Raw genomic sequence first — 15,146 nt, forward strand, 5'->3', positions numbered from 1 at the left:
AACGAACGTTTCATCTTCATAATGTGCCACAACTGCCGATGCTTTACTGATATCAATACCAAAAATGTGCATAAAACGCCTCCTTAATTAATTTTTGAGATAAGCGAACCTTCACTCATAATCCTTAGTCACTTTATTTTCTTACACGACTTCTAGAGCCTACATATTGAAACAAAATTCATAAGGGAGTGAAGCCAATCAGTTTCCGGACGAATTTTAAAATCCAAGGGAAGTTCGATTTAACTTCTCTCAACTACCTATTATAAAAAATAAGTAGTGAAGAAACTATCGTCATAATTTCTTCACTACTATCTTAATATGTTTCCGAGGCGCTGATCCTTCAACTCACCAACGCTTTGATTTTACTGTTACATTTGTAGAAGCGTTGGTGGATTTTGGGAGTAGTACAGAAATCTTATGTGCAACAAAGATTTCGTCGTACTGCCCCCGAAAGGCTGACTAGGCTTCTCAAAAGCATTAGTATTGAGAAGTCAGACAGCTACTGCGTTAAACAGTAGCCGCTATCAAAGTTAAAAGTTGACATTTTGTTTTCAACTTCATCCCTCAGGAGTCTCAGCCTTCCGGGCAACCTTACATCAAATGTAGTCACTTAGGGCAAGTTGTTTAAATGAATAAACTCAATAGCATCTAATTATTTATGTCCAATACATTCTTATTTTTCGACGGTTTAATCCTAAGTCATGGATATTAGCCCATAAATAGAAACAGAGACTAGAAAAACATAATGTCTTCGTCTCTGTTTTTTTATGTGTAAAGGACTGAAAAGCGCAATGTCGTTCGTCCTATACACGAGAGATTTTTATCCATTTTTCGCTAATTTTGTCGATTTTTTATAAAACAATCCATCGCTATTACCAACCATGCTTTTTGTCTTCTTTAATTTTATAATGTCGAAAAATTAAAGTGAGAATGAGCAGTATCCATATTAATATGTGACCTAACCATTCAAAACCCATCGTAAAGTAAACAACAATAAAACTAATAAACACGAGGAACGTTACAAGTCTTATAAAGTTTATCACATTCATAGCAACCACCTTTTATCAGAATATTCTTAAAATTTTAGGCGTGACATAACCCGAATCAACGCAATGGATAGTGGATTAACTGACTACAAATGGATGGATACCACATTTGTCATAATCAATTTTCACTTTTAATCTCCCCGTTCATATCATAACGCATTAAAATAAAAAAGTACACTTAATTTTTCACATTACATTTATCTCTATCATCTGTTTAACCACTCACGATGAACACAAAAAAGCGGAACAGTCTCCCCATTCCACTTCTCAATGATTAATGTGCCATTTTCTTTTCAAAACGTGTTAAATCATTATCGTGACCAATCATAATTAAAATATCATCAAATTCTAATCCCATATCTGGATCGGGTGCAACGATGATTTCCTTCCCTCTTTTAATCGCAATAATATTAATCCCAAACTTCGCACGAATATCTAAATCAATAAGGGTTTGTCCGGCCATCGTTTCACTCGCTTTAATTTCTACAATGGAGTGTTCATCAGAAAGCTCTAAATAATCGAGCACAGTCGCACTCGCCACATTATGTGCGATACGACGCCCCATATCTCTTTCAGGATGCACGACTGTATCGGCACCAATTTTGTTTAAAATCTTGGCGTGATAATCGTTTTGTGCTTTAGCAGTCACTTTTTTAACACCGAGTTCTTTAAGAATCAATGTCGTTAATGTACTTGCTTGAATATTTTCACCAATTGCCACGATGACATGATCAAAATTTCGGATTCCTAAACTTTTCATAACGGCTTCGTCAGTCGTATCAGCCACAACGGCATGTGTCGCAATATCACTGTATTCATCGACACGGTTTTCATCTTTATCTATAGCCATAACATCCATATCTAAAGCATTCAATTCTCTTACAATACTGCCACCGAAGCGACCTAGACCAATGACTACATACTCTTTATCCATTTTTGGCCTCCTGAAATCAAATTTAAATCAAAAATGTGGGCTCAAAGCGTTCGGATATGGGTTCCACTTCCGCTCTAAGCCACACATGTTTTCAATGCTATTTTTATATTACTACAAAATGCTCAATGATGCACCGTTTTACTGGACTATCGTGAGACATTCTTACTTTTTACCACGCACGTAATCTTTATCAAATACGAATAATTTAAATATGAAAAAGAGTGATGGTAACAATAACACTAAACCACCGATAAAGGCGATGGTTAAAACTAGCGCCATACTATCATTCGTGACTGCATCGTCAATGTGCACGTACGGATATAAAATGTAAGGCAATTTGCTTAACCCATATCCGAAAAAGGCTGTGCCCATTTGAATCACAACGAAAATAAAGGCGATGCCATGTGCTTTTTTCAAGAGTGTCAGCACACCTGCAATGACAAATGAAATCAAACTGATGATAAATAACCATCCATAATCAAAAACTGCTGACATAAAGTGTGCTTCATTTTGAATTCTTAATGATAAAAAGACAAACAGTGACATCATGATCATCGGTGCGCCCCACATTAAAAACCATTTACGCATTAATTGATACGCTGATTTGTCCTCAGCACGGTGGGCATAAAATGTTAAAAATCCTGATGAAATATACAGTACAGACACAATCGCTAACAGAACAACCGCCCAACCGAATGGGCTTAAAAGTAATTCCGTCCAATCTAAATCAATCTTACCTGCTGCTGATTCTGTTAAATAACCGCCTTCTGAAATCGTTAACGCTGTTGATAATGAAGCTGGAATGAGTAATCCTGATACAGCATACAACATGAGCCATGACAACTTACTATCTTGACCATAGTTTTCGAAAGCATAAAATGCCCCTCTAATCGCGAGTAAAATGAGTGCGATAGAACCCGGAATAAGTAAAACTGTACCGTAATAGTAAGCTGTATCTGGGAAAAAGCCTACAATACCTACAAAGAAAAACACAAAAAATACGTTGGTCACTTCCCATACTGGATTTAAATAACGTTGAATTAAATCATTAATATAATGAGATTGTCCAAATAATTTTGCGTGTAGCGAGAAAAATCCCGCGCCAAAATCTATAGAAGCAACGATGATGTAACCAAACAAGAAAATCCACAACACTGCTATACCAATGATTTCATAGTTCATCATGCATCACCTCTCAGATTTAATCTTTCAATGTGCTGATAGGCAGGTTTATTTTTAAACATTCTTACAAGCACGTATGTCGCTGAAAATAACAACACGAAATAAAGTATCGCAAATAAAATCGTCACAAAGACAAGACCACTTGCATCTGTCGCGGCATCTTGTACTTTTAAAAAGCCTCTCACAATCCACGGTTGACGTCCAAGCTCAGTTAAGAACCAACCAAACTCAATCGCTAACATCGCTGCTGGACCACCTAACAACGTAGCATAAAGCAATAACTTATGATGCGGGTTGAATTTTTTAATCCATAACGCCATCACATAAGCTAATGAAATAGCGAAACAAAATATCCCAAAGAATACCATTAAATCAAAGAAATAATGGACAATCAACGGTGGTAATTCATCTTTTGGAAATTCATTGAGTCCTTTTACTTCTGTATCAAAACTTGAATCCGATAAAAAGCTTAACGCGCCTGGAATATGGATGGCGCCCTTTACTTCTTGTGTTGATTCATCGAGTACACCAAATAGCACGAGATCCGCTTGAGATTCTGTATTAAAATGCCACTCATATGCAGCAAGCTTCTCAGGTTGTTCTTGATGTAAAAACTTCGCTGATAAATCCCCTGCTAACATCGATAACATTGAAAAAATCAATCCTGCAATCATCGTAATTTTCAGTGCTGCTTGATGATAACGTCGATCCTTTTCAATTTTGTTTTTGATTAACTTAAACGCTGCAATACTCGCTAAAATGAACGCCATCGTCATAAGCGCTGTCGCAATAACATGGAAAGATCTTACAAAAAATGATGCGTTAAACATTGCTGCAATCGGATCCACATTGACCATACGACCATCTTTAATTTCCATACCTGCCGGCGTATTCATAAACGAATTGACCGACGTAATAAAGAAAGCGGAAAAACTTCCTCCAATAATCACTGGGATACTAATGAAAAAGTGTATCCATTGATTTTTAAAACGATCCCATGTGTATAAATAAATACTTAAGAAAATCGCTTCAAAGAAAAACGCAAAAGTCTCCATAAATAATGGCAAAGCAATGACGTGCCCACCTATTCGCATAAATGTCGGCCATAGTAATGATAACTGTAAACCAATGATTGTACCTGTTACTACACCTACTGCCACGGTAATCGTATATCCCTTAGCCCAACGTTGAGCTAACGCTATATATTGAGCACTTTTCTTTTTAATACCGATAAATTCTGCTATTGCAAAGAAAAGTGGCATACCAACACCAATCGTTGCAAAAATAATGTGGACTGCAAGTGTCATACCTGTTAAAAACCGGCTAATATCCACTGCATCCATTTCATGACCTCCTTACTTAAACTATAATGAAAACGTCCATTAATTATATACAATAAGTAGGTTACATTAATATATTTTTGTTCATTAATACATTGACAATTTGTTGACATGTCTAAAATTTGTCATTTTTATTCAGACGGTTCATTTGCAATTTATGGAACGGTCGATTAAGATGTAACAACAAATGCTATGAAAGTAGGCGTCTTTATGTCAGAAGTTATTATTTACACACAAAATGAATGTCCCCCTTGTTCATTCGTCAAACAATATCTTGAAAATCACAATGTCTCATTTGAAGAACGAAACATTGCCAATTCAACGTATCGAAACGAAATGATTGAACGTGATGCTTTTTCAACACCTTTTATTTTGATTGATGATGAACCGATGTATCAAGTCGATTTAGATTTATTGAACAAAAAGCTGGGCATTCAAGCGTAATCACCCCATCGGTATAGCTTTCATTTGTGTAGATGGAGATAAGTCCGTCAATAGATATGAGTAGGGAAACTCTATTGCATCCCTGCTCCTTTTTTGTTTTATTTATAAAATTTTATCGTCCTTCTATACATACCTCCTTTTTCACAATATCAAAGACAACAAGTTTTTTTCGGCATAAAAAAAGAGACTGAGTAAAAAATAATCACTCAATCTCTTTTGATATATTCAATTAAGCTTTTGTTGTTTTCTCTTTGACAAGGTCAACAACTTCATCAACAGTGGCACAGTTCAATGCACGGTCTGCTAATTGTACCATTTCAGTACGGCTTAAACCTTTAATTTGACGACGTGCTTTTAAGATAGAAGTTGCACTCATTGAGAACTCATCTAATCCTAAACCAAGTAATAATGGAATTGCTGTTTCGTCACCAGCCATTTCACCACACATACCTGTCCATTTGCCCTCTTGGTGAGATGCGTCAATCACTTGTTTAATTAAACGCAAGATTGATGGATTATATGGTTGGTAAAGGTAAGAAACACGCTCTGACATGCGGTCTGCAGCCATCGTGTATTGAATTAAATCATTTGTACCAATACTGAAGAAATCCACTTCTTTCGCAAAAACATCTGCAAGTGCTGCTGTTGATGGAATTTCTACCATGATTCCTAATTCAATATCGTCGCTCACTTCAACGCCTTCTTGTTTTAAGTTTTCTTTTTCTTCAAGAAGTAACGCTTTAGCATCACGGAACTCTTGAATTGTTGCCACCATTGGGAACATAATATTCAATTTACCGTATGCTGAAGCTCTTAATAATGCACGTAATTGTGGGCGGAAAATATCCGGTTGATCTAAGCACAAACGAATCGCACGGTAACCTAAGAATGGGTTCATCTCTTTTGGTAAGTTCAAATATGGTAACTCTTTGTCCCCACCAATATCTAACGTACGTACGACAACACGTTTACCGTCCATCGATTCAAGCACTTTTTTGTATGCTTCAAATTGTTCATCTTCAGTCGGCATGTTGTCACGACCCATGTAAAGGAACTCAGTACGATATAAACCGATACCTTCTGCACCGTTGTTATGCACACCCTCTAAATCATTTGGTGTACCAATGTTAGCCGCAAGTTCAACTTCATGACCATCTTTTGTTTTTGATGGCTCGTCACGTAATTGTTTCAATGCTTCACGATCTGCAAAGAAAGTTTCACGTTTATGTTGATACGCTTTAATTTCATCGTCTGAAGGGTTAACAATAACGTCCCCAGTTAAACCATCAACAATGACCATATCGCCTTGTTGAACAGATTCAGAAATGGATTTTGTACCTACCACAGCAGGAATCTCTAGAGAGCGACTCATAATTGCTGAATGTGAAGTACGACCACCAATGTTTGTAACGAATCCTTGAACATATTGTTTGTTTAACTGTGCAGTATCTGATGGCGTCAAGTCGTGAGCCACAATGATGACGCTTTCATCAATGATACTCGGATTCGGTAATTCTACCCCTAAAATATGCGCTAACACACGCTTAGAAACATCGCGAATATCCGCAGCTCGTTCCTTCATATATTCGTTATCCATTGATTCAAAAATTGTAATGAAGTTTTGTGTCACTTCAGTTAATGCTTGAGGTGCACTTGCGCTTTCATTTTTAATTTTCTCCTCAATCGGTTGAATTAATTCAGGATCATCTAAAACAAGTAAGTGTGCGTCAAAGATAGCTGCTTTATCCGCACCTAATTGCTCCTCTGCATGATTACGAATTTTCGTTAATTCAATCTTAGAGTTTTTAAGCGCCTCATTAAATTTTTGGACTTCCGCTTCCGGGTTGTCCGTTTTTTCGTTACTAAAACTTAAATCGGGTTCTACGAGCAGATACGCTTTGGCAATAGCAACACCATCCGAAGCTGCAATTCCCTTAATAATATTTGACATTATTTTGTTAATCCTTCTTTAGATAAGACTTCAGTGATTGATGCGATTGCGTCTTTTTCATCGCTACCGTCAGCATAAATTGTAATTTCTGCGTCTTTACCAACACCTAAGCTCATAACACCCATGATAGATTTTAAGTTTACTTTTTTGCCGTTATACTCCAATTGAATATCTGAATCGAATTTTGAAGCTGTTTGAACAAGCATCGTTGCAGGACGTGCATGAATACCTGTTTCGTCAATAATTACATATGATTGTTGTTCCATCTGTCATCTTACTCCTTCTACTTCTAGATTTACTAGCATAAATTATATTTAACTTCGCTATATAGCATTACATTACCAAATTCTATATTTAAATTCAATTCGTAAATGCCCCGACATCTCGATTTTGAACGCCTTTGATAGTGCTTTGTGAAAATTTTTACATGCTATAGTAATGATTTTACTACATTTTCACATTTTTGAATATGATCTTTACCTACTTTAACCATAAAATAATAACTGATTGAAGCTGATACAGCCTGACCGACAATTGGGAACCAGCGCGTCTGTTTGGCAGCTGTACGTTTAGCAACATCACGTACAAACACTTTCAATAAGCCACTAGACACCTTTTTACCTATTAATTGGCTCCCTTGAATACCTGCTGCCATCAAAATGCGGTTTTTCATGTCATCACTCATTTGGTTCACTTGTTGGTGATCTAAACCGTAAATTTTATTCACATCTTCAATGACATCACGCATCAATTTCATGTCCATTCCAAAATCAAATCCTGGAATCGGTACGACAGTTGCCCCCGACGATAACAGTGCCTTTTTTCGTACAATTGCTTCAGCGCGTTCACGTCTTGCGCGTATATCTTGCTCAGTCTTTGGCAACGCATCTTTTTGACTAATTGTTTCAATAGCCAGTACTTTATTTCCTAACGTTTCAGAAATTTTTCGTTTAAAATTCATTTTCCATATTCACCTCATTATGAAAAGTCTTAACCTTTATACCCTTTTCAACAATTTCTACTACTTTATTGTAATAAAAATCACTTTTAAATACTTCGATGGTTTATAATGCGGATGTGTTTTAAAATCTTTAGGTAAACCCATCACTTCATTCATTTCATACGTGAGCCCTTGCTTTTCAACAGTTCGTTTCACCATATTTTTAAATGCTTTTAAGGCATACGCACTATGATTCGTACTTAACACGAGACTGCCGCCCGGATTCAATATTCGTAGTGCCCCTTCAATTAACTTGTCGTAGTCTTTCGTCACAGAAAATGTCTTCTTTTTATTGCGTGCAAAACTCGGTGGATCAATGACAATCGTGTCGTATTTTAAGTTGTGTCTCAGTGCATATTTATAGTAATCAAACGTATCCATCACATATATCTGTTGTGATTTAGGATCTATGCCATTTAAGCCAAAGTTCTCTTCAGTCAACTGACGTGAGCGATTAGCCAAATCTACACTCGTCGTCTGACTTCCACCTGTAGCAGCGATGACTGAAAAAGCACCTGTATAGCTGAATAAATTAAGTAATTGACGTCCTTCAGCGTAATAATCTCTAATTTTTTTACGCACTTCTTTTTGGTCCAAGAATATCCCTGTCATCGGACCATCATCAAGATGCACATTGTAAAACGTGAAATTCTCTTCAACGACAATCGGAAATTCAGGGGCTGTTCCATCTACAAAGCCGCCTTCAATCGTCTGATGTTTAAAACGTGTCTTTTCATAAATAGATGTATAATCATAAACTTTTTTAATCGCGCTAACAATATTTTGACGAAAACGATAAATCCCCTCAGAATACCATTGAATTAATAAATGACCGTTATAATTATCGATAGTTAGGCCACCGACACCATCACCCTCACCATTAAATAAGCGAAATGCATTGGTCCCTTCAATTTGATAATAGTATTGTCGGACTTCAAGCGCTTGTTCGAACAGTTGTTCAAAGAATGATTGATCAATCGCTTCTTCTTCATGATACGTCAATACCCAACCTAATCCTTTATGTTGACGCCCTACATAACACGTCGCAACATACACGTGAGTTGAAGTCAATAGCTGAAAGACATCGCCTTCTTCTAGTCGATCGTGTTCAAATAAATCCTCTTCCTCCACAAGTGGGTACTGATTAAAATATTTTTCTTCTTTACCTTTATTTAAAATAGCCGTTTTCATCTTATCAGCCTTTCTCTTCTTATCATTATTCTGATTTTAACACGGATGATTTCACAATGACATCTTCCAACCAAAACCGTACATCATAAAAAGAGACTGGGAAAGCTTAATATCCCAGTCTCTGATTAAAACCATTTTTCAATTACTGATGCTTTTTCACTTGAATGTCCACAGGTTGTCTCAATTGTAAGACGAACGCGACAATTGCAGGTACTAACATTAATACAAGAATTGGCGTGATGAAAATCGATAACAATAGCCCGTGGAATATAATCACAATATATTCCGTTAACAATTTAAAGAATAAAATACTAATCATGAATAGTTGTAAATAATAAAACTTACCTCTCAACATTCTCACAACTGTTGTAAAAATAAATACAATCGCAACAATGAGTAATAAAAGTAAGCTCACCCATTCGTAAACGTATTGTGTTTGAGATAATTGCCAATCACCAGACATAAATAACGCATTACGATTATTGAACTCTAACAATATAAAGAACAACAAAATGACGCCACAAGCAATCATGACATAGTTACGATTCAACCATTTAGGTCTTATTTTAAGGAATGTTGGAATATCGTCTTCCTCTAACTTAGCCCATGAAAACCATTTTTTTGCGAGTGTTTCACGCTTGTTACGCAACTTTTCTAAGTCAATGCTACGGCGCGTACGATGCGAAATATCCTGTGTGAATTCAGCCGTGCGATCTTGAAAGTCTTTGAAATGATTTTTAGAAGTATTTGTAAATTGATACTTTTTACTTCTCGAATATTCACTTGCCTCTCCAGTGATTTCTTCTTCAGACACTGGTAATGAACGACGTAAAAAGAGGAAGTTCCATACTGCCATTTGTCCAATCAACCATAAAACAACAAAAAATGTATTAATACTTAGCACATCAATTGAAGCAACATCTTTCGCTTCAATACGGGCATATAGCGCAATTTGCGTAATAATATAACAAATCCCATAACTGAAAATAATCCATAAATAATGTTCTTTACGGTGCAATGGATTTAATTCGTCTTTATATGCGATATAACCGATATGCACAAGAAATGGAATAATAAATACAAATGCAATCCAACCATAAACTTGAGACATAAAAATTAATGTTAATACGAAGAAAATAATGCCGACTAATAAAAATAATATTGAAATGTCATAATCAAATCGTGTTGTATTCGTTAATGTTCGACCAATAAAAATCATTAAAATTCCAAACAATAAAATGACAATACCGCTCGCGAGTGGAATGTCACCAATATACTGACTCATGACACGAATGATTTCATTAAAGAAAGCCATAATAAAATCCCACAAATTGTCGATATTTGTGCTCGGTTGTTTGCCTGACTTAAACTGTTGAATGAGTGGAATATTAATAAAAATAATGACGCTTAATAAAATTGAAAGCACACCGATAATATAGCTATAAATCACTTCGGTGTATTTGTTTAACAAAGACATCCTCTCACCTCAAAGCTATTATATACGAACTCTTGTCACCTGTCTTTATATTTCAAAAATATCAGTCTCCAGAATGACCTATACCATTTATCTACACTACTATAATAAAACGCTTTTATTTTCACTTTCAAATATCTTAATTATCATTAGTTATTTTTACTATGAATTGATTAGTTAAGTATATCAAAAATCATTACCTTTTAAACGTACGATTTCAAAATAGATTTTCGTAATATAGCTTAATCATGTTGCTTGCGATAAGAAATGCAAAGTAAAAATGTTTAGTTTGTGCACATAAAGGTTATAGTGAGGATACAAACAATTTGAAAGGTAGGCGTTTTGAATGAGTGAAAAAGATTTGAAAAAAGCTGCTGAACAAGCAAAAGATAAAGAGAATGCGTTAAAAGATAAAGCTGAAGAGGCTAAAGATGGTGCAAAAAAAACAAAGGATGATATTCAAAAGACTTTTGAATAATCGTTTGTCTGCTTTTGTTTGATTAATGAGGAATAGGCTGATTGAGGCCTGTTCCTTTTTTATTCGTTTAAAAACAATCAGTGTTTAAAGCATTGCGTGTTTAAATCATTTCGTCTTTAAAACATTTAGTCCTTAAAGCATTTCGATATCACTCGTTTCATTGAGATGTATCTTGTAGATTGACGAACTAGCTCTTGCTTTCCCAGGACTTGCCTCAACTAAATTTGGCTTTATTAAAGTATACACTAAGGAGAAGCCAAATTGGATTTTCGGCTACGTCTAATCCCTCGGTCTTCTCGAGCTGTTCTTTCAATCTTTAGTATGTCACTTCAATTGAACGAGACAATACTTAAAAAATAACATTCATGGTTTGCTTTGAATCACCTTTCATCTGCCATGAACTGTTGCTTCTCTTTTACTGTGCATTGCGCTAAAAATCCTTTTATTGTTTTTCGTTATCTTTATAATGACAATGCGGCCACTGTTCAATTTGCGGGTTTATTGTTTCAATTTATACATTTTTAATAGTTCATGGTTTTACAAATATTAATTCATCAGTAGTTTGACACCTTGACTTTTCAATGTTCTCGGTGTACATTGACATTATCAATTAAATACGCACACTAGGGGTGTGAAAACTGAGATGAGGTGTCACCTCAAACCCTTCGAACCTGAACTAGATGATACTAGCGTAGGAAAGTGTTTCGCTATGATATAAAACACCGAAGAATGGCGTCTGTCATTCAAACTCGGTTGTCTATACATACATTAGCACAGCATGCGCCTGTCTCTGGTTGGAGAGATATGCGTATTTTTTATTTTGGGGAGGAATTTATCAATGAAAAAAGGCTTAACTTTGTCAGACATCCTAGTCACTGTACTCGTATCAGTGATTTTTGCAGTCATTTATAATCTGTGGTGGATTGTCAATAATACAGTACAGCCATTAGGTTTACATCTTGATCAATTGATGTATGGCATGTGGTTTAGTGCTGCAGTTGTGGCATACCTCATTATTCCTAAAATGGGGATTGCTTTGTTAGCAGAGTTTGCTGCAGGTGCTGGTGAAACAATTTTAATGGGACGTTTTGATATCCCAACGATTATTTACGCTTTACTTCAAGGTCTAGCCTGTGAGATTATTTTTGCGATTTTCCGCTACAAATCTCGTGCTTTAATGGTATCTGTCCTTGCAGGTATGGCAGCCGCAATTATTAGCTTACCTATTGATTGGTACTATGGCTATTTAAATGAAGTCGCAACATGGAACTTAATTTTACTTATCTCTTTCCGTGTCATTAGTGGTGCGGTATTAGCAGGTATTTTCCCATACTTACTCGTTAAGGCACTGGATCAGACCGGTGTGACTAAACTATTTCGTCCTGCTTCAAAAGACGATTATGATGCATTGTAAGGTGACCTATCGTGTTAAAAGTTAAAAATTTACGTTTAAAATACCCGAGTGCAGATTATAAAATATTTGACGGGATTGACGTAGAAATCAAAGACAAAGAAAAAGTACTTTTACTTGGGCCTTCTGGTTCAGGTAAAAGTACATTATTAAATGTATTAAGTGGCATTGTCCCGCATTTAATTGATTTACCGATGAAATATGACGCATTAGAAATCTCACAAAATGCAGGTGTCATCTTCCAAGACCCGGATTCACAATTTTGTATGCCACAAGTGAACGAAGAGTTGGCATTTATTTTAGAAAACCAGCAAATCCCTCGTCAAGACATGGATGCCCGCATTCAACAAGCATTACAATATGTCGGCCTTGATGTCAATCCGAAGCAACGTATTCATCAATTGAGCGGTGGTATGAAACAAAAACTCGCTATTGCGGGAACGTTACTCCAAGGGGCAGATACGTTATTTCTTGACGAACCGACTGCCATGTTAGATGTAGAGGCGACTGAAAATTTATGGAACTTGCTTAAATCTTTATGGGCTGACAAAACCGTATTGATTGTCGAGCATAAAGTTGAACATATTTGGCAACACGTTGACCGGGTCATTTTAATGAATCATCATGGACATATTGTGCAACAAGGCACACCTGAATATATTATGTCGCACTTTGAGGATTTATTGAGTGAATACGGCGTGTGGCATCCAAAAGCGTGGTCTCATGCACCGTTGTCGCAACATACTACGCAATCGACTTCTCAAGATTTTCAATTTTCATTCGAACAAGGCGCAATTCAAAGGGGCCGTCGTACGTTATATGAAATCGAGTCATTTGATATTGGACCAGGAGAATGGATTACGTTAACAGGAAAAAATGGATCGGGTAAAACATCACTATTAGAGTCAATGATGCAGTTGATACGTTATAAGGGGAACATGCGTTATAACGAGCAGAAATTAACTAAAATTAAAGATGCCGCTGAACATATGTTTTTAGTGTATCAAAATCCTGAACTTCAATTTATACAAAATAGTGTTTTTGATGAAATATGGGTCAACTATCACCATATGGACCCTGAACATGCGAAAGCGAAAACCGCTGAAATGTTAGAGCTACTTGATTTGGAACATGTCGCACGTCAACATCCATTTGAATTATCAATGGGACAAAAGCGACGACTAAGTGTAGCGACAGCATTAAGCACGAACGCAGATATTATTTTATTAGATGAACCGACATTCGGATTGGATAGTCACAACACTTTTAAATTGATTGAACTATTCCAAAGTCGTGTTCAGCAAGGTCAAACGATTTTAATGGTCACACATGATGCCCATATCATCGAACGTTATCCTTCTCGACGAATAGAAGTCAAGGACGGCAAACTATTTGAAGTTGAGGAGGTGCGCGCATGATTGAGTCTTGGAAAACACGTCACACATTTATGGATGATGTTAATATTGTGACTAAGTTATTTTTAGGAATTATCCTCTTCTTTTTCATTATTTTCATCCATAATTTTGATTTTATGATCTATCTTGCGACGTTGATACTCATTTTTATGTTGCTTGTCGCAGGAACACAATGGAAAGTCGTGGTCACTTTTACAGCACTGGCAACATTTTTTGCCCTCACCTCTTCATTATTTATGATTTTTTATGGTGATGGTCAACATGTATTGCTGGCGTTCGGCTTTGTAAAAATCAGTACAGAAAGTCTCGTACGTGGCCTACACCTCTCGTTTCGAACAATGACCATAAGTTATTTTGGGCTGGCCATTGCCTTTACGTCACAAGTCATTATGATATTTTACAGTTTAATGCAACATTTAAAAGTGAAACCAAAAATTGCTTATGCTTTTATGGCAGCATTTCGTATGATTCCGCTCATGTTAGAATCACTTTTCCAACTGCGTAATGCCTTAAAAATGCGTTATCAAATGATTGATAATCGCAACTATTCGGGCTTCAAACGTCTGAAACATTTGTTAATTCCTTTGCTCAGTCAAAATATTAGAAAAGCACACCGCTTATCTGTCGCAATGGAGAAAAAAGGATTTAAAGACGGGCCTCGAACATATTATTACCATGTGCCGTTTTCTTATAAAGATTTGATTCTTATTGTAATTACAGTGGTGATTGTCATTTTAGCATTCTCTTTTGCTCACGTGTTACCTATTACTGGTATTACTGACGCGCGATAATGCGTAGATTTTGCGTTTTCATGATCTCGACGATGTGAAAAGGCAGGTTTAGATTTCCTTTTTTAATCCCGTTTATAAATAACCATCTGCAAAGGAAATCGTTTCCCTTTATTGATTTTGTACAGTCAATAAAGGGAATTTTTTTGCATACATCTACTCAAACAAAAAAGCGTAAACACTTCTATGATGATAGCCACATCGACCTCATCATAAAGGATTTACGCTTTTAGTTTTAGTTGTAGATTAAACACCCTATCCATAACAGCTAAAGGGGATAGGTCATAAAAATTTTTGATGCTATAGATGCAGTATTTTTGGTAAACTTGCCCTCCTTATGGTTTGTGGTTTTTGATTGCCCTCATGGCTTCCCTTTCTTACTGTTTTGCAAGTGTTTTTTTAAGTATTTTGGCATCACTGAACTACACCTAGCTAATTTTAAAAATTTTTTCTAGGTGTTATACTAAATATGTAGGAAAATGATGAGTTGTT

Annotated in this window: 13 protein-coding genes and 1 riboswitch; of the genes, 5 read left to right on the plus strand and 8 right to left on the minus strand. The window is 36.1% G+C overall.

Translation table 11 applies throughout. From position 1 onward, the window contains the following. Positions 1 to 1,320 precede the first annotated feature (1,320 nt). The 3 genes from CCE82_RS12100 to CCE82_RS12110 all read right to left on the minus strand — a co-directional run bounded on the left by CCE82_RS12100 (position 1,321) and on the right by CCE82_RS12110 (position 4,505). Complete coding sequence (locus CCE82_RS12100) at positions 1,321 to 1,980, minus strand: potassium channel family protein (protein ID WP_014614257.1); 660 nt, start codon at positions 1,978 to 1,980, stop codon at positions 1,321 to 1,323. Positions 1,981 to 2,142: 162 nt separating this feature from the next. Then, positions 2,143 to 3,162, minus strand: coding sequence for a cytochrome d ubiquinol oxidase subunit II (locus tag CCE82_RS12105; RefSeq protein WP_086429614.1), 1,020 nt, complete (start codon positions 3,160 to 3,162; stop codon positions 2,143 to 2,145). Next, positions 3,162 to 4,505, minus strand: coding sequence for a cytochrome ubiquinol oxidase subunit I (locus CCE82_RS12110; protein ID WP_086429615.1), 1,344 nt, complete (start codon positions 4,503 to 4,505; stop codon positions 3,162 to 3,164). The genes CCE82_RS12105 and CCE82_RS12110 overlap by 1 nt, the downstream gene beginning before the upstream one ends. A gap of 207 nt (positions 4,506 to 4,712) precedes the next feature. Between CCE82_RS12110 and CCE82_RS12115 the strand changes: the two genes are divergently transcribed. Beyond that, positions 4,713 to 4,946, plus strand: a complete 234-nt coding sequence (locus tag CCE82_RS12115) for a glutaredoxin family protein (protein ID WP_086429616.1) — start codon at positions 4,713 to 4,715, stop codon at positions 4,944 to 4,946. A gap of 229 nt (positions 4,947 to 5,175) precedes the next feature. On the opposite strand, the gene ptsP is transcribed toward CCE82_RS12115, so the two are convergent. From ptsP to auxA, 5 genes are all read right to left on the minus strand, one after another. Further along, positions 5,176 to 6,897 carry a phosphoenolpyruvate--protein phosphotransferase gene (ptsP, locus tag CCE82_RS12120; protein ID WP_086429617.1) on the minus strand — a complete coding sequence of 574 codons (1,722 nt, stop codon included), beginning with the start codon at positions 6,895 to 6,897 and terminating at the stop codon, positions 5,176 to 5,178. Continuing rightward, positions 6,897 to 7,163 (minus strand): phosphocarrier protein HPr, encoded by a 267-nt coding sequence (locus CCE82_RS12125; RefSeq protein ID WP_086429618.1) that lies wholly within the window; start codon positions 7,161 to 7,163, stop codon positions 6,897 to 6,899. Before CCE82_RS12125 ends, ptsP begins: the two co-directional genes overlap by 1 nt. 164 nt (positions 7,164 to 7,327) lie before the next feature. Beyond that, on the minus strand, positions 7,328 to 7,858 hold the full coding sequence (locus CCE82_RS12130; protein WP_086429619.1) for a DUF697 domain-containing protein: 531 nt from the start codon (positions 7,856 to 7,858) through the stop codon (positions 7,328 to 7,330). A gap of 60 nt (positions 7,859 to 7,918) precedes the next feature. Beyond that, positions 7,919 to 9,088 (minus strand): class I SAM-dependent rRNA methyltransferase, encoded by a 1,170-nt coding sequence (locus tag CCE82_RS12135; RefSeq protein ID WP_086429620.1) that lies wholly within the window; start codon positions 9,086 to 9,088, stop codon positions 7,919 to 7,921. 142 nt (positions 9,089 to 9,230) lie between these two features. Continuing rightward, on the minus strand, positions 9,231 to 10,565 hold the full coding sequence (gene auxA / locus CCE82_RS12140; RefSeq protein ID WP_086429621.1) for a lipoteichoic acid stability factor AuxA: 1,335 nt from the start codon (positions 10,563 to 10,565) through the stop codon (positions 9,231 to 9,233). Positions 10,566 to 10,908: 343 nt separating this feature from the next. On the opposite strand from auxA, the gene graF reads away from it, so the two are divergent. From graF to CCE82_RS12155, 4 genes are all read left to right on the plus strand, one after another. Next, positions 10,909 to 11,040, plus strand: coding sequence for a glycopeptide resistance-associated protein GraF (gene graF / locus CCE82_RS13200; RefSeq protein ID WP_206184394.1), 132 nt, complete (start codon positions 10,909 to 10,911; stop codon positions 11,038 to 11,040). A 615-nt stretch (positions 11,041 to 11,655) separates the two neighbouring features. After that, positions 11,656 to 11,755: riboswitch (TPP riboswitch) on the plus strand. A 123-nt stretch (positions 11,756 to 11,878) separates the two neighbouring features. Next, positions 11,879 to 12,454, plus strand: a complete 576-nt coding sequence (locus tag CCE82_RS12145) for an ECF transporter S component (protein WP_086429622.1) — start codon at positions 11,879 to 11,881, stop codon at positions 12,452 to 12,454. 11 nt (positions 12,455 to 12,465) lie between these two features. Continuing rightward, positions 12,466 to 13,869 (plus strand): ABC transporter ATP-binding protein, encoded by a 1,404-nt coding sequence (locus tag CCE82_RS12150; protein WP_086429623.1) that lies wholly within the window; start codon positions 12,466 to 12,468, stop codon positions 13,867 to 13,869. Continuing rightward, complete coding sequence (locus CCE82_RS12155) at positions 13,866 to 14,657, plus strand: energy-coupling factor transporter transmembrane component T family protein (protein WP_086429624.1); 792 nt, start codon at positions 13,866 to 13,868, stop codon at positions 14,655 to 14,657. Before CCE82_RS12150 ends, CCE82_RS12155 begins: the two co-directional genes overlap by 4 nt. Positions 14,658 to 15,146: the final 489 nt, after the last annotated feature.

It is taken from the genome of Staphylococcus cornubiensis, assembly GCF_900183575.1.
Classification (GTDB): domain Bacteria; phylum Bacillota; class Bacilli; order Staphylococcales; family Staphylococcaceae; genus Staphylococcus; species Staphylococcus cornubiensis.

What these genes read in the sequence shown, in the direction of transcription:
- CCE82_RS12100 (WP_014614257.1), bottom strand. Translation starts at nt 1,980, where the DNA reads ATGGATAAAGAGTATGTAGTCATTGGTCTAGGTCGCTTCGGTGGCAGT.
- CCE82_RS12105 (WP_086429614.1), bottom strand. Translation starts at nt 3,162, where the DNA reads ATGAACTATGAAATCATTGGTATAGCAGTGTTGTGGATTTTCTTGTTT.
- CCE82_RS12110 (WP_086429615.1), bottom strand. Translation starts at nt 4,505, where the DNA reads ATGGATGCAGTGGATATTAGCCGGTTTTTAACAGGTATGACACTTGCA.
- CCE82_RS12115 (WP_086429616.1), top strand. Translation starts at nt 4,713, where the DNA reads ATGTCAGAAGTTATTATTTACACACAAAATGAATGTCCCCCTTGTTCA.
- ptsP (WP_086429617.1), bottom strand. Translation starts at nt 6,897, where the DNA reads ATGTCAAATATTATTAAGGGAATTGCAGCTTCGGATGGTGTTGCTATT.
- CCE82_RS12125 (WP_086429618.1), bottom strand. Translation starts at nt 7,163, where the DNA reads ATGGAACAACAATCATATGTAATTATTGACGAAACAGGTATTCATGCA.
- CCE82_RS12130 (WP_086429619.1), bottom strand. Translation starts at nt 7,858, where the DNA reads ATGAATTTTAAACGAAAAATTTCTGAAACGTTAGGAAATAAAGTACTG.
- CCE82_RS12135 (WP_086429620.1), bottom strand. Translation starts at nt 9,088, where the DNA reads ATGAAAACGGCTATTTTAAATAAAGGTAAAGAAGAAAAATATTTTAAT.
- auxA (WP_086429621.1), bottom strand. Translation starts at nt 10,565, where the DNA reads ATGTCTTTGTTAAACAAATACACCGAAGTGATTTATAGCTATATTATC.
- graF (WP_206184394.1), top strand. Translation starts at nt 10,909, where the DNA reads ATGAGTGAAAAAGATTTGAAAAAAGCTGCTGAACAAGCAAAAGATAAA.
- CCE82_RS12145 (WP_086429622.1), top strand. Translation starts at nt 11,879, where the DNA reads ATGAAAAAAGGCTTAACTTTGTCAGACATCCTAGTCACTGTACTCGTA.
- CCE82_RS12155 (WP_086429624.1), top strand. Translation starts at nt 13,866, where the DNA reads ATGATTGAGTCTTGGAAAACACGTCACACATTTATGGATGATGTTAAT.